Consider the following 15,427-nt stretch of genomic DNA (forward strand, 5'->3'; position numbering starts at 1 on the left):
TTCGTACTGGGTCTGGCGCGTTGCATGCGGTATGCCTGCGCCCAGAAAGCGAGGGCGCGACATGGACTGGGACAAATTGCGAATCTTTCACGCGGTGGCCGATGCGGGCTCGCTCACCCACGCGGGGGAGCGGCTCAACCTGTCGCAATCCGCCGTCAGCCGACAGATTCGCGGTCTCGAAGAACAGCTCAACACCAATCTCTTTCACCGCCACGCGCGCGGGCTGATCCTGACGGAACAGGGTGAGCTGCTGTTTGATGCCACCAGCGCCATGAGCAAACGGGTCGAGGCAGCGGGCGCGCGCATTCGCGACAGCGAGGAAGAAGTCTTTGGCGAGCTGCGTGTGACCACCACCACCGGTTTCGGCACGCTTTGGCTCGCGCCACGGCTGTCAAAGCTTTACGAGAAATACCCCGAGCTCAAAGTCGATCTGATGCTGGAGGAACGTGTGCTCGATCTGCCCATGCGCGAGGCGGATGTCGCCATCCGCTTCAAGGAGCCCAGTCAGGCGGATCTAGTGCGCAAGCGGCTGATGACCGTACAGATGGGTCTTTATTCGACACCCGGATACCTCAAGGCCGCAGGCACGCCCGAGCGGTTGGAAGATTTGAGCGCACATCGGCTGATCTGCCAGAACACCAACAGCGATCAGGTGGGCGCGGGTCTGAATCTGATCCAGCAACTCATGCTTTACGACATCAAGTCGCTGCTGACCGTCAACAACTACTTTGGCGTGTTGCAAGGCGTGCTGAACGATCTCGGCATCGGTGTGCTGCCCGACTACCTTATACAGGATTTCCCGGACATGGTGCGGGTGCTGCCGCAGATCACCTCGGCGGATGTCCCGGTTTTCCTGGCCTACCCCGAAGAGCTGCGCCAATCGCAGCGGGTCGCGGCCTTCAAGGATTTCGTGCAGGACGAAATCATCGCCTACCGCAAGCTGGCGCGTGACAGTTGATCCAACGCTATGCGCAAGGCGCATAGCTGCTATGCCCAAGGTTGTGCAGAATCTGCCTTGATCGGTGGCACGTCGCACACTAATTGGTCACGCACAGGGATTGAGGCTGTTTTGTCTCGCCCTGTACCTCCCTGTTGGACTTGGCCGGGCCATTGTGCCCGGTCTTTTTTTGCCCGAAATCGCGGGCCACGACCGTTCCGGTTGTGCTCTCCACAGCGGGCCGCCAAAAAAAATCGGACCAAAACAAAAATGATTTCAACGGCTTGGGCGAAAAAATCAGATCTCAGCGCTGCTTTTCTGGAACGCAGGCACGCATCGCCCGTTGTATCTGCAACACCGGCATGGATCGGTAAACAGACTACGAAGGAGACTTCAAATGACACGCAATCTTATGATCACAACCGCCGCCGTCGCAGCCCTTTTCGCCGCTCCGATGGCAACTGCACAAACCGTCAGCGATGACGTGACCAACGTCGAGATCGAAACCAAGCGTCCCGGCATCGGAATTGCCGAGTATGACCCCACCATCATGGGTGTGCAGCAAGACCAGTACGACGCTCTGCGCAACACTGTGGGTGATCCACTGCTGACCACTGACAATGAGCAGCTCGGCACAATCACCGAAGTGACCTTTGACGGCATGGGCAATCCCGAACTGGTCGTGGATCTTGTCCCCGAGGCCAAGATCGACGCTGAAGAGTTGGTGATTACGCTGCTGCCCGAAACCATCAACATCGTGGATGGGAAAATCTTCCTCGATACCACTACAGATGAGCTGTACCTGAAGGCACAGCAGGGATCCAAGCGCGACGACGAGACGTCAACATCCGTCACGATCTCTTCGTAAGCGTACATATTGCTACGACCAAAGACGCCTCCGCACCTCTAGGTGTGGGGGCGTCTTTTTGTTTGCGCAACAGGCGCATTGAAGCAACAGCACAACTCCAGTATGGCAGGCGCAACATTCCCTGCCCCGTGGAGCGCCCCCCATGTCCGAGCCCGAGATCACATCAGAAATCATTTCCTCCCACGGTCTGAGCGACAGCGAGTATCAGACCATCCTTGATCTGATCGGGCGCACGCCGACCTTCACCGAACTCGGCATCTTCTCCGCGATGTGGAATGAACATTGCTCCTACAAATCCTCCAAGAAATGGCTGCGCACCCTGCCCACGACCGGCCCGCAAGTCATCTGCGGCCCCGGTGAAAACGCGGGCGTGGTCGACATCGGCGACGGTCAGGCGGTCGTGTTCAAGATGGAAAGCCACAATCACCCCTCCTACATCGAGCCCTATCAGGGTGCCGCCACCGGCGTGGGCGGCATCCTGCGCGATGTCTTCACCATGGGCGCGCGCCCCATCGCCTCGATGAACTCCCTGTCGTTCGGGGAGCCCGGTCACTGGAAAACCAAACAGCTCGTGCACGGTGTGGTGGCGGGCGTGGGCGGCTACGGCAACTGCTTTGGCGTGCCCTGCGCGGGCGGCGAGGTGCGGTTTGATCCGGCCTATAACGGGAACTGCCTGGTCAACGCCTTTGCGGCGGGCCTCGCGGACGCGGACAAGATCTTTTACTCCGCCGCCTCCGGTGTGGGCATGCCCGTCGTCTACCTCGGCGCCAAGACAGGACGCGACGGCGTCGGCGGCGCCACGATGGCCTCGGCCGAATTCGACGATACCATCGAGGAAAAGCGCCCCACCGTGCAGGTCGGCGATCCGTTTACCGAAAAGCGCCTGATGGAAGCCACGCTTGAGCTGATGGCGACAGGTGCCGTGATCTCGATCCAGGATATGGGCGCCGCGGGCCTCACCTGCTCCGCCGTGGAAATGGGCGACAAGGGCAACCTTGGCGTGATCCTTGATCTGGAAAAGGTACCCACGCGCGAGGCGGCGATGACCGCCTACGAGATGATGCTCTCGGAATCCCAGGAACGCATGCTCATGGTGCTGCGCCCCGAGTTGGAGGCCGAGGCCAAGGCCGTCTTTGACAAATGGGATCTCGATTTCGCCATCGTGGGCGAAACCATCGCCGAGGACCGCTTCATCATCCGCCTGAACGGCGAGGTCAAAGCCGATCTGCCGCTCAAGGCGCTCTCGGGCACCGCCCCGAATACGACCGCCCGTGGGAGGCAACGCCGCCCGCCGCAGCGCTCACCGACGTGCCCGCCATCGACCCCATCGAAGGGCTGCGCGCGCTGATCTCCAGCCCCAACTACGCGGGCAAAGCGTGGGTGTTTGAGCAATACGATACCATGGTCATGGCGGACAGTGCCCGCACGCCGGGCTTTGGCGCCGGGTTGATCCGCGTGCACGGCACCGACAAAACGCTCGCCTTCACCTCCGACGTGACGCCGCGCTACGTCAAGGCGAACCCGGTCGAGGGCGGCAAACAGGCCGTGGCCGAAGCCTACCGCAACCTAACCGCCACGGGTGCCACCCCGCTGGCGACCACCGATAACCTCAACTTCGGCAATCCCGAAAAGCCCGCGATCATGGGCCAGTTCGTCGGCGCCATCAAAGGCATCGGGGAGGCGGTCGCAGCCCTCGATATGCCCATCGTCTCGGGTAACGTCTCGCTTTACAACGAGACCGACGGCACCGCGATCCTGCCCACGCCGACCATCGGCGCCGTTGGCCTGATCGAGACGACCGACCGCATCATCGGCTTTGACGTCACCGACACCCATGTGCTGCTGCTGCTCGGCGAAACCCACGGCCACCTCGGCCAATCCGCCCTGCTCGCCGAAGCCTTCCAACGCAGCGAAGGGGACGCGCCGCCCGTGGATCTCGCGGCTGAGGCCGCCCACGGCGATTTCATCCGCGCCAATCATACCAGCATCGACGCCTGCACCGATCTCTCCGACGGCGGTCTCGCCCTCGCCGCGTTCGAGATGGCCCGCCACGCGAGCCTTGGCCTTTCCCTCGACGCCAGCGACACCCCAACCCTTTTTGGCGAGGATCAAGCGCGTTACCTCATCGCCGCGACACCGGAAAACGCAGCAGCGCTGCACGCCTCGGCAACCTCGGCGGGCCTCACCCTCACACAGATCGGCCGGTTCGGTGGCGACAGCCTCGCCTTCGGCGCCCATACCGCCCCGCTCACCGATCTCACCGCCCTCTTTGAGAGCGCCTTCGCCGCCACGGTCACCTGATCCGCTTTCCGGATCGGAGCCGCCCTTGCGTGGTCACAGGCGGCCCCCGGACCCGCAGGCGGTCCAGATAAATCGCCGAGGGTCCGCGCGCCCCGGCGCGTGGAAACGGCTATTTCTCTTGACCGGCGAAGGGACCGGGGGCAGACGACAGACCGCGTAAGGGCGGCTCCGATTTTCCGGATAGGAGAGACCCGCAGCGCCTACCCGCCCTCCACCATCCCCATCAGCCGCGCCTTTTCGCCCACGTCATCGGGGCGCGAAATCGCTGCCGCCAGCGCCTCCAGCGAGGCAATCGAATGGCCCGCACGAAAACTGTCCACATGCGGCAGCATCGCCCGGATGCCCGCCGCCTTGGGCGCGAACCCGTCCCAGCGCAGCAACGGGTTCAGCCAGATCACCCGCCGTGCGCTCAAATGCAGCCGCTGCATCTGGCGGGCAAGCGCCTCGGGGTCGTCGCGGTCCAATCCGTCGGTGATCAACAGCACCACAGCGCCCTGCCCCAGCACCCGGCGTGACCAATCGCGGTTGAACGCCTCGATACTCTGCCCGATGCGCGTGCCGCCCTCCCAATCCTGCGCCTCGGCCCCGGCGGCGGCCAGCGCCGCATCCACGTCGCGGGTCGCCAGATGCCGGGTGATATTCGTGAGCTGCGTGCCAAACGTGAAGGCATGTACCTGCGCCCAGCCCGCCCCGCGCTCATTCGCAACCGCATGCAGAAAATGCAGGATGATCCGGCTATACTGGCTCATCGAGCCCGAAATATCGCAGAGCACCACCAGATTGGGCCACTTCGGCTTGGGCCGTTTGAGCGTCAGCGCCCCCATCTCGCCGCCGCGCCGCATCGCCGCGCGCATCGAGCGGGCGGCGTCCACGCGCCCCTGCCCCACGCTCGCCACCGCCCGGCGCGAAGGCAGCGGGCGGATGGGCAGACTGAGCCGGGCGAGCATGCGTTTCGCCTCAGCGATCTCGGCCACACCCATCTGCTCAAAATCCAGTGTTTTCAGCCGCTCAGAGGTCGACATTGTCAGCGAGGCATCCACCTCGATCAGCGCATCCTCCTCGGGTGGCGCCTCTTCCTCCTCCTGCGGCGGCGCTTCGGCGCCGTCCAGCAGTGCCTCCGCCGCGCGTTTTTCCGCCGCCTGTGCCGGCCGGTCTTCCTGCACGCCACGAATGGCGGGCAGCATCGCGGCCATCATATGCTCCAGATAACGCGGGTCGCGCCAGTACAGCCGGAAAAGCTGCGCATAGACCCGCGCGTGCTCTGGCCGGTTCACAAAACAGGCGTGCAGCGTCCAGTAGAAATCCCGCTTGTCGGTAAACCCCGCCGCCTCTACCGCGCGAATGGCGTCGATCACGCGCCCCGGCCCGATAGGCAGCCCCGCGCGGCGCAGGGCGCGGGCGAAATGCGTGATGTTGCCCGCAAGGCGCGGATCGTCGGGCAGCTCAAGGGGGATGTGTTCGACCATCTGTCAGGCGGGCAGGCTTGCCCGCGCCTCGTCGAGGATGCGTTTCGCCTCCGATCCCTGCAGCTTGGCGATATCGTCCTGATATTTCAGGATCGCGCCGAGGGTGTCGGCAATCGTCTCGGGGCTGAGCGTGATAACATCCAGCGCCAGCAGGCATTTCGCCCAGTCAATGGTTTCGGCCACGCCGGGTTTCTTGAACAGATCTTCCGTCCGCAGCTTTTGCACAAAGGCCACGACCTCGCGGCTCAGGTTCTCCGCCGCCTCGGGGGCGCGGGCCGCGAGAATCTCCATCTCCCGCTCGAACCCCGGATAGTCGACCCAGTGATAGAGGCAGCGCCGCTTGAGCGCATCGTGCACCTCGCGCGTGCGGTTCGAGGTCAGGATGACAATGGGCGGCTCGGGTGCCTTCACGGTGCCCATCTCGGGGATCGTGACCTGAAAATCCGACAGCGCTTCGAGCAGGAACGCCTCGAAGGGCGCGTCGGTGCGGTCCAGCTCGTCGATCAGCAGAATCGGCGCGCCGTTCTCGTCCGGGCGCATGGCCTGCAGCAAGGGCCGCTCGATCAGGTAGTCGTCGGAGAACAACTCCGACGTGAGCGTCCCGCGCTCTGCCCCGCCCGCGGCCTCCGCCGTGCGGATCGCGACCATCTGCGCGGCAAAGTTCCACTCATAAACGGCCGAGGTCGCATCCAGCCCCTCGTAGCATTGCAGCCGGATCAGCCGACGCCCCAGTGCGGCGGCCAGCGCCTTGGCGATCTCGGTCTTGCCGACGCCGGCCTCGCCCTCCAGAAACAAGGGCCGGCCCAGCGTGAGGCTCAGAAACACCACCGTCGCCAGCGCCCGCCCGCAGACATAGCCCTGCTCGGCCAGCATCGCCTGTACGCCGTCAATGGAGGATGTATCGGCCATGGTGTGCTCCCGCAAATTGATGTCGCGCCAGAAGGTCACCGCCTGGGCCAAGCGTCAAGGGCACCTTGGTAGATATGTCACGCGGGCGCGCGGGCAAATAACGCCGCGATTGACGTGATTCGGGGGCCGTGCGATGCTATTGACCAAGCAATAAGAGGTTTGTGGCATCACGCACGCAGACCCGGCAGCGGTACGAGGCAGCAGATGAGTATTTCCCCCGACTTCGAGGGCGCCCGCCATGGCGGATGAGCGTAAGATCACGGCCGTCACCTGCGTCAAGAACGAGGGACCGTTCCTGATCGAATGGATTGCCTATCATCGCCTGCTGGGGGTGACGGATTTCCTCTTTTATTCAAACGATTGCGACGATGGCACCGATACGCTGCTGGATGCGCTGGCGGATGAGGGCCTGTGCGTGCACCTGCCCAACCCCGCCGAGGGGCGCAATTACCAGATGGAGGCGCTCAAGGACGCGAAGCGTCAGGCCGTCGTGCAGGACGCCGATTGGGTCTGGATCGCGGATGTGGACGAGTTCCCGAATATCCACGTGGGCGATCACAGCTTTGCCGCGCTCATCGAGGCGTGCGGCGATCCGCAGGCGATCAGCCTGAATTTCCAGTTCTTCGCCAATGACGGGGTCGAGGACTATGTCGACGCGCCGGTGATCGGCCAGTTCAGCCGCTCGCACAACCCCGATCTGTGGTGCGGCGAGGCCGCGATCGAGGTCAAATCACTGGTCCGCGCGGATTTCCCGCTGCAATACTACGGCGCGCACCGCCCGTTCCAAAAGGCCAAGAAGGCCAAAGGCGTCACATGGACCGACGGTTCTGGCCGCCCGGTGCCGCATAAATTCCTCGTGGCCGCGAATCCGCGCCGCATCCGGCGCTTTCCGGCGGCGGGCGCGCGGGCGCATGCCACGCTCAACCACTACGCCCTGCGCAGCCTCGACAGCTATCTGGTCAAGAACGACCGCGGCGACGTGAACCGCGCAAATCGCGCGTTTGACGATACCTACTGGCGCGAACGCAACGATCCCGCGTGGGAGGATACATCGATCCAGCGTCACCTGCCCGCGCTCGCCGCCGAGATGGACGCGCTCAAGGCGCGCGGCGGCATCGGTGCGCTGCATGAGGCCTCCGTCACCGCCCACCGCGCCAAGCGCGACGCGCTGCTCACGCATCAAAGCTATATCCGCATGCGCCGCCAATTGCGCCGTGCTTCGACCCTGCCCCCGCAGGAGGAAGCCATGCTGCGCGATCTTGGCCTGTTGGAGGACGCATGAGCACGCTCAGAATCGTCAACCTTGGCCTGCCCAAGACGGGCACCACCACGCTGGCGCGGGCGCTGAAAATCGCGGGGCTGCGCGTGGCTGATCACCGCATCCGCCCGCGCCAGACCACGAATGCCGATCTGTCGGATGCCTATGTCGCCGATCTGCTCTACCGTGGCTATTTCCAGACGGGCGATCCCGGCGCGCTGTTTGATGATTTCACCGCCCTGACCGAGCTGAGCTGCCTGCGGGGCGGCAAATCGCTCTGGCCGCAGATGGATTTTGCGATCATCGACGCGATCCGCAAACACCACCCCGGCGTGCGTTTCCTTGCCTCGCGCCGGGACAGCTGGGATGTGTCGCAGTCGATGCTGGCGTGGTCCGATCTGGGGATCGACCGCCTGCCCGCCTCTGACATTCCCGGCCTGCCGCAAGGCTACGGCGAGACGACGCGCGAGCGGATTCAATGGATCGACGGGCATTACGCCCATCTGCGCGCGATCTTTGCGGGCGATCCGGCCTATCTGGAATACGATGTGGCCGACGCGGGGGCGCGCGACGCGGTGGCCACCCATATCGGCACTGATCTGACGTGGTGGGGTGCCGCCAACACCAACAACAGGGCCGGTTGATGCGTATCCTGCTCCATATCGGCCCGGAAGAAACCAGCGCACACCGCATCCAATCGGTGCTGAGCGCGCAGCGCGATGCGCTGGACGCCCAGGGCGTGCGCTATGCCCGCAGCCCGGGTAACAAGAACCATACGCGGCTCTACATGGCCGTGACCGATCCCGAACACGTCGATCCGCTGCGCTATAACCGCGGGTATATCACGGCCGAAAAACAGGCGGCCCTGCGCGATGAAGTCACGCGCGATCTGGCTGCCGAAGTCGCCAAGCATCAACCGCATACGCTCATCCTCAGCTGTGCGCAGCTGGGCAACAGCCTGCTGCGCGAGAGCGAACTGGCGCGTCTGCACGCGCTGCTGGCACCACTGTCGGAGGATGTCCAGATCATCGCCCACGTCGATCACCCCGTGCGGATGCTCTTGCGCCGCTACGACGAACAGATCCTCGAGGGGCGCGGTATCTCCCTCGATGCAGAGCTTGCGCTGGTCGGCACCGATTGGTGGGACAGCGCGCGCAAGGCGATCCCGCCGATTGACCCGGTCGCGGGCGTGTTCGCCGAAACGCAGGCGCCCAACGCCTGGCTTGATCTGCCCGCCTGGGCCGCGTTCTGGGAAGCCACATTCGGCCCCGTCATCCTGCGCCCCTTCGACCCCGCACTCTTCAACGGCGCGGACGTCAGCGAAGAGATCCACAGCACCTTTGGTCTTGAGGCCCCACTTGCGCCCGCGCGCCAAGTCAGCCCCGCCGCCGCCCCCTCTGCCGCCGCTCTTGCACGCGGTCGCCAGCTTAACGCGCTGCTGTTGCGGGTGCTCGCGGGGCGCAAACGCGTCCTGCCGCGCCAGCTGTGGCGGCAATTGGTGCAGGAGGTCGCCATCGACGGCCCAGAGACCCCCGAGGCGAGCCTGCACGCCATCGCCAGACACTTCGCCTCCGGGCTCAAGGATCTGGCCAAGGCGCACCCCGCCCTCGCCCCCACCTTCAAGGCACCGCGCGCCAAGGGCACGTGGGAAGAGGCCGATCCGCTGTTTGGCTATCGCGCGTCGCAGTATCTGCTGGGCTTCATGTGGCGCATCGACCGCGCCACCAAGCAAGAGCGCAAGGCCAAGATGGCCGATGTCGCCGCCCCTGCACCGACGGAAGCGGCCCCGCGCAGCGAGACCGACACCCCCGATGCGCTCAGCGCCAGCGCACGCGCGCTGATGCCGCCCAAAGCGGTCGAGAATTTCGAGACCCTGCGCACATCGTCCTTTGCCCCGCACAACAAGATGGGATCGGTCGACGAAGAACAGCTCGCCGCCGCCTATACGCCAATCACCCCGCGCGTGCTGCCGCAGGGCAATTCCGGCAACGTGATCGTCGGCTGCATGAAGAACGAGGCCCCCTATATCGTCGAATGGGTCGCCTACCACCGCGCCATGGGGGTCGATAATTTCCTGATCTACACCAACGGCTGCTCCGACGGCACGTCGGAACTGCTGGACCGGTTGCAGGCCATGGGCATCCTTCAGCACCGCAACAACGACGACTGGAAAGGCAATTCGCCCCAGCAATACGCGCTGAACCAGGCCCTGAAAGAGCCGGTGATCCAGAACGCCGAATGGATCATCCACATCGACGTGGATGAATTCATGAACGTGCGCTGCGGCAACGGCACAGTGCAGGATTTCCTCGACGCGGTGCCGGACGCCACCAATGTCGCGATGACGTGGCGACTATTCGGTCATAACGGCGTGACGAAACTCTCCGATGATCTGGTGATCGACCAATTCGACACCTGCGCCCCGAAATTCTGCCCCAAGCCGCACACGGTCTGGGGGTTCAAGACGATGTTCAAGAACATCGGCGCCTACGAGAAAATCTCGTGCCACCGCCCGAACAAACTCGACGAAGCGTTTGAGAATAAAGTGAAATGGGTCAACGGGTCGGGCAAGGACATGACCCGCGAAGTGGCCAAGAACGGCTGGCGGTCGTCCAAGAAATCCATCGGCTACGATCTGTTGCAGCTCAATCACTACGCGCTGCGCTCGGCGGAATCCTTTTTGATCAAGCGTCAGCGCGGGCGCGCGCTGCACGTCGATCGCTCCATCGGGATCAACTACTGGATCCGCATGGATTGGTCCGATTTCCGCGACATCACCATCAAACGCAACATCCCCCGCCTGCGCGCGGAATACGACCGCCTGATGGCCGACGCGGACCTGCGCCGCTGGCACGAACACGGGCTGGCCTGGCATCGCGACAAGGCCGCCGAGCTGCACGAGACCCCCGAGTTTGCCGAGCTTTACCAAGAGGCGCTCAAGGTGAAACTGACAGAGACAGAGCGCGTGGCCTACGCGCTTGCCCTCGATATGGAGAGCTGACATGGACGGATCCCCCCCACCCAACCAGAAAAACCCCTATGTGGTGTGCAACGGCATCCGCTTTCCCAAGGACGGGCATTTCATCACCGGGCGCATTCGCGGGGCGCTGCGCAAGAACGCGTATGAGGCCAAGGAGACCGAGGCCGTGCTGCGCGTCGTGCGTGAGGGCGACACGGTGATCGAACTGGGCGCTGGCATCGGCTATATGTCCTCGCTTATCGCCAGTAAACGCAAGGTCACGGCGGTTCATTCGTTCGAGGCCAATCCCGCGCTGATTCCCTATATCCAATCAGTGCACGCGGCCAATGAGTTGGACAATTGCCACATCACCCACGCCATCCTTGGCGCGCGCAAGGGGCGCGCTGATTTCTACGCGCGCGCCAATGTGCTGTCCTCCTCGCTCAGCCCGCTTGAGGGCGACACGCCGGAGAAGGTGCAAAAGGTCAGCGTCGACGTGCTCAACGCCAAACAGACCTTCCGCGACACAGGCGCCAATGTGCTGGTTTGCGACATCGAAGGCGCCGAGGCCGATCTGCTGCCCGCGCTTGATCTGAGCAAACTGCGCGCCGCCGTGATCGAGCTGCACCCCCAGATCGTCGGCCCCGAGGGCATCAACAAGGTGTTCCGCGCCATGATGGACGGCGGGCTGGCCTATTACGCGCGCGGCTCAACCAACAAGGTCGTCAGCTTCCGGCGCGCCTGGTAGATGCGCCATACCGCCATTCTATGCGTGCGCAACGAGGGCGCATTCCTGCTCGAATGGCTGGCCCATCACCGCGCCGTAGGCTTCACCGATTTTCTGGTGTTCTCCAACGATTGCCAGGACGGCACCGACACGATGCTGGACAGGTTGCAGGCGATGGGCGTGTTGACCCACCTGCGCAACGATGGCCCCTATGACAAGGGCGGCATCCAGTTCACCGCGCTGAAAGCGGCGGCAAAACACCCGCTGGTGAAGAAAGCGGACTGGATCCTGCCGCTCGATATCGACGAATTCGTCAACATCCACTGCGGCGGTCACACGCTGGGCGCGCTGCACGCCGCCGTGCCGGACGCCACCGCAATCACGCTCACTTGGCGGCTTTTTGGCGCCAACGCGCAGGTGCACTATACGGACGCGCCCGTGCTCGACACTTTCACCACCTGCGCGCCCGCGGTGATGTACTGGCCGTGGCGCGCGGCGATGTTCAAGACGCTTTACCGCAACGACGGCACCTACCGAAAACCCGGCGTGCACCGGCCCCGCGATCTGAACGAGAAGAAACTGCGCCACGCCCAATGGGTCGATGGCAACGGCGATGCCCTGCCCGATCAGTTCAAGACGCGGCGCATCTTTTCCAACTACGGGCGCGACAACTACGGTCTGGTGCAGCTCAACCACTACCCTCTGGGCGCGCTGGAGAGCTACGTGCTTAAGGCTGCGCGGGGGCGTGCGGTGCACAGCGACGACATGCTGGGCCTCGACTACTGGGTCGAGCGGAATTTCAACACCGACACCGATACCAGCATTCAAAGCCTCGCCGCCCCCCGCGCCGAGGCGCACGCCGCCATCATGGCCGATGCCGATCTCGCCCGGCTGCACACCGCCGCAGCCCGCTGGCGCAAGGCCGAATTCGACCGGCTCTTGCAACTGGAGCCCTACCGCGCGCTCTTTGGCCGACTGCTCATGACACCCCCCTCCCAGCCCCTGAGCCGTCAGGCCGCGCAGTTCCTCGTGCACCACGCCAACCGGGGCAAACGCGGCTGACCGCCCCGGCTTCGCACCCAAATCACCGCAATTTCGACAAATTGATCAGATAGCACTCCTCCAAATTCCCGCGTCAAACGCCGGGAAGCCCGTTGAGGACAGCACAATGAGTGATGATGACCTGACATTCGAGACCTCGCTTGCGGGGATGAAAAAGGCCGATTGGCGCGCCGCCGTCGCACAGCTGTGCGACGAGGACGGCTATTTCGAGAGCATCGGCAAGCGCCACTTCGCGGCCTTCGTCGAACGCTCGGACACGTTGCTGGTCACGTTTGAGACCCTTCAGGGCATCGCCGCACTTTCTTCGCTGGCGCATCCCATGGGATGGGAGATGATGCAGACCTACGGCTGGTCCTCCCTGTGCCTCGCCTCGGACGGCGATACGTGGTTCCGCGATGGAAAGGTCTATGCCTACATCGACCGCATGATCGACGAAGGCTTTTTCGACGAATACGAAACCGTGCTCTTCTACGGGGCCGGCCCCTGCGGCTACGCGGCGGCGGCGTTTTCGGTCGCCTGCCCGGGCGCACGGGTGCTGGCGGTGCAACCGCAGGCAACGCTGGACCCGCGCGTGACGGAATGGGACGACCGATTCACCCATATGCGCCGCACCGATTTCACCCAGCGCTTTGGCTACGCGCCTGACATGCTCGACGCGGCCGAGCGTGCCTTTGTGGTCTACGATCCGCACCAGACGACCGACGCCATGCACGCAGCGCTCTTCACCCGTCCCAATGTGGAAAAACTGCGCATCCCGCACATGGGCGGTGCGATTCAGACCGATCTTCTGGAGATCGAACAGCTCGGCCCTATGCTCAAGGCCATGGCCGACGACGGTCTCGACACGCTGGGCTTTGCGCGGATGATGCGCGCGCGGCGCATGCACCCGCCCTACCTGCGAAACCTGATGGCCGCGCTGGACGCCCGCGACCGCCCGCATCTGGTCGAAGCCCTTGCCCGCAATGTCACCACCCGCATGCATGCCCCAAAATTTGCCCGCAGGCTCGAACAGCTCAAAAAGGAGCGCGGCACAGACGCCAAAGCCTGAGGTCCCACTGGCGCGCGGCGCGCAAGCCGTGCTAGCACGCCAGTCATGACACAGACCTTGACGCTCCGCCGCCCCGACGATTGGCACCTGCACCTGCGCGACGGCGACATGCTGCGCGCCGTGCTGCCGCATACCACCGCGCATTTCGCCCGCGCAATCATCATGCCCAATCTGGTGCCCCCCGTGGTCACCGCTGCCGACGCCCGCGCCTACCGCGACCGGATCATGGCCGCACTGCCTCTGGGCGCTGATTTCACGCCGCTGATGACGTTGTATCTGACGGAAAACACAGATCCGGCGGATGTCGAAGCCGCCCACGCCGAGGGCCTCGTGCACGCGGTCAAACTCTACCCCGCAGGCGCGACCACCAACTCCGCCTCCGGTGTGAGCGATTTTGCCAAAGTCGCCCCCGTGCTCGAGACGATGGCCCGCATCGGCCTGCCGCTGTGCACCCACGGGGAAGTCACCGATGGGGATGTCGACATTTTCGACCGCGAAGCCGTCTTTATCGACCGCGTGCTCGACCCGATCCGCCGCGATCACCCCGACCTCAAGGTGGTGATGGAGCATATCACGACCGCCAACGCCGTCGACTACGTGCGTGCCAGCAACGGCAATCTTGCGGCAACGATCACCACGCACCATCTGGTCATCAACCGCAATCACATCCTCGCGGGCGGTATCAAACCGCATTACTACTGCCTGCCCGTCGCCAAACGCGAAGAACACCGCCGCGCACTCTGCGCCGCCGCAACTTCCGGTGAAGCACGCTTCTTTCTGGGCACCGACAGCGCCCCGCACACCGATGCGAACAAACTGCTGCCCTGCGGCTGCGCGGGCTGCTTCACGGCGCCCAACACGATGTCGATCCTAGCTCAGGTGTTCGAGAATCACGACGCACTCGACCGGCTCGAAGGGTTCACCTCCCTGCACGGCCCCGCCTTCTACGGCCTGCCCGCCAATGAGGCGACATTGACGCTCGTGCGCGAAACACCCGAGCACCCCGATCACATCGACACGCCCGACGGCCCCGTCACCGTCTTCGATCCGCAGATCCCCCTGCATTGGACAGCCTGAACGCCCCGCCCCTGCACCCTTTCAAAAATACCTGAATCCCGACAGCCGCCCCACAGGAAAGACGCCCGCGATGATCCCCACCAGCTACCCCACACCCGACGAAATCGCCCGCCTCACGGCGCGCATGCTGCTGGAGATCGGCGCCGTCAATTTCAACACCGACACCCCCTTCACCCTTGCCTCCGGCCTGCCGTCGCCCAGCTATATCGATTGCCGCAAACTCATCAGCCATCCACGCATCCGCGCCACGCTCATGGATTTCCTGACCGTCACCGTCATGCGCAACGCGGGCTTCGAGGCGTTCGACAACATCGCGGGCGGCGAGACGGCGGGCATTCCCTTTGCCGCGCTGGTGGCCGAGCGGATGGGCCTGCCCATGACCTACGTGCGCAAAAAACCCAAAGGCTACGGCAAGGGCGCGCGGATCGAGGGCGATATGCACGAAGGCCAGCGGGTCCTGCTCGTTGAGGATCTGACGACTGACGGCGGCTCGAAACTCAGCTTTGTGGACGCGATCCGCGAGACCGGGGCGAGCTGCGCCCACACGGCCGTGATCTTCTATTACGACATCTTCCCCGAGACGCAGAAAACCCTCGGCGATCACGGCGTGGCCCTGCATCATCTGTGCACATGGTGGGATGTGCTGGCCGAGGCCAAAGCGCAGCAATCGTTTACACCCCAGACGCTGGCGGAGGTGGAAAAATTCCTCACCTCTCCCCGTGAATGGCAAGAATCCCGCAAGGGCTGACCCCACAACTTGACGAAATGCCGCCTGCTGCCCCATTATGTAGGGGCGGCGACCGTTTGCCCGGCTT

At 64.0% G+C, this 15,427-nt stretch carries 12 protein-coding genes and 1 pseudogene; 11 read left to right on the forward strand and 2 right to left on the reverse strand.

From position 1 onward, the window contains the following. Positions 1–61 precede the first annotated feature (61 nt). The 3 genes and pseudogenes from KDD17_RS07990 (at position 62) to purL (ending at position 4,106) form a co-directional block, all read left to right on the forward strand. Entirely contained in the window at positions 62–958 is an 897-nt protein-coding gene (locus tag KDD17_RS07990; RefSeq protein ID WP_212706056.1) for a LysR family transcriptional regulator, read from the forward strand. 376 nt (positions 959–1,334) lie between these two features. Further along, positions 1,335–1,805, forward strand: a complete 471-nt coding sequence (locus KDD17_RS07995) for a PRC-barrel domain-containing protein (RefSeq protein WP_212706057.1) — start codon at positions 1,335–1,337, stop codon at positions 1,803–1,805. 142 nt (positions 1,806–1,947) lie between these two features. Beyond that, positions 1,948–4,106: pseudogene (gene purL, locus KDD17_RS08000) on the forward strand (phosphoribosylformylglycinamidine synthase subunit PurL). Positions 4,107–4,306: 200 nt separating this feature from the next. On the opposite strand, the gene KDD17_RS08005 reads toward purL, so the two are convergent. Continuing rightward, positions 4,307–5,572 carry a vWA domain-containing protein gene (locus KDD17_RS08005; RefSeq protein WP_212706058.1) on the reverse strand — a complete coding sequence of 422 codons (1,266 nt, stop codon included), beginning with the start codon at positions 5,570–5,572 and terminating at the stop codon, positions 4,307–4,309. Between the two features lie 3 nt (positions 5,573–5,575). Further along, positions 5,576–6,481: an AAA family ATPase gene (locus tag KDD17_RS08010; RefSeq protein WP_212706059.1), complete on the reverse strand. Its 906-nt coding sequence runs from the start codon at positions 6,479–6,481 to the stop codon at positions 5,576–5,578. Between the two features lie 238 nt (positions 6,482–6,719). On the opposite strand from KDD17_RS08010, the gene KDD17_RS08015 reads away from it, so the two are divergent. The 8 genes from KDD17_RS08015 to KDD17_RS08050 all read left to right on the forward strand — a co-directional run bounded on the left by KDD17_RS08015 (position 6,720) and on the right by KDD17_RS08050 (position 15,360). After that, on the forward strand, positions 6,720–7,763 hold the full coding sequence (locus tag KDD17_RS08015; RefSeq protein WP_212706060.1) for a glycosyltransferase family 2 protein: 1,044 nt from the start codon (positions 6,720–6,722) through the stop codon (positions 7,761–7,763). After that, positions 7,760–8,383: a sulfotransferase family protein gene (locus KDD17_RS08020; protein ID WP_212706061.1), complete on the forward strand. Its 624-nt coding sequence runs from the start codon at positions 7,760–7,762 to the stop codon at positions 8,381–8,383. Before KDD17_RS08015 ends, KDD17_RS08020 begins: the two co-directional genes overlap by 4 nt. Then, positions 8,383–10,740: a glycosyltransferase family 2 protein gene (locus tag KDD17_RS08025; RefSeq protein ID WP_212706062.1), complete on the forward strand. Its 2,358-nt coding sequence runs from the start codon at positions 8,383–8,385 to the stop codon at positions 10,738–10,740. The genes KDD17_RS08020 and KDD17_RS08025 overlap by 1 nt, the downstream gene beginning before the upstream one ends. A gap of 1 nt (position 10,741) precedes the next feature. Continuing rightward, positions 10,742–11,446, forward strand: a complete 705-nt coding sequence (locus tag KDD17_RS08030; protein ID WP_212706063.1) for an FkbM family methyltransferase — start codon at positions 10,742–10,744, stop codon at positions 11,444–11,446. Beyond that, a complete protein-coding gene (locus KDD17_RS08035; protein ID WP_212706064.1) occupies positions 11,447–12,487 on the forward strand; it encodes a glycosyltransferase family 2 protein in 1,041 nt (346 codons plus the stop codon). It begins immediately after the preceding gene. A 106-nt stretch (positions 12,488–12,593) separates the two neighbouring features. After that, positions 12,594–13,535, forward strand: a complete 942-nt coding sequence (locus KDD17_RS08040) for a phosphoadenosine phosphosulfate reductase (protein ID WP_254796930.1) — start codon at positions 12,594–12,596, stop codon at positions 13,533–13,535. 45 nt (positions 13,536–13,580) lie between these two features. Then, on the forward strand, positions 13,581–14,612 hold the full coding sequence (pyrC, locus tag KDD17_RS08045; RefSeq protein ID WP_212706065.1) for a dihydroorotase: 1,032 nt from the start codon (positions 13,581–13,583) through the stop codon (positions 14,610–14,612). Positions 14,613–14,682: 70 nt separating this feature from the next. Further along, entirely contained in the window at positions 14,683–15,360 is a 678-nt protein-coding gene (locus tag KDD17_RS08050; RefSeq protein WP_212706066.1) for an orotate phosphoribosyltransferase, read from the forward strand. The last annotated feature ends 67 nt before the right edge of the window (positions 15,361–15,427 follow it).

The organism is Sulfitobacter albidus, assembly GCF_018200035.1.
Taxonomy (GTDB): Bacteria; Pseudomonadota; Alphaproteobacteria; order Rhodobacterales; family Rhodobacteraceae; genus Sulfitobacter; species Sulfitobacter albidus.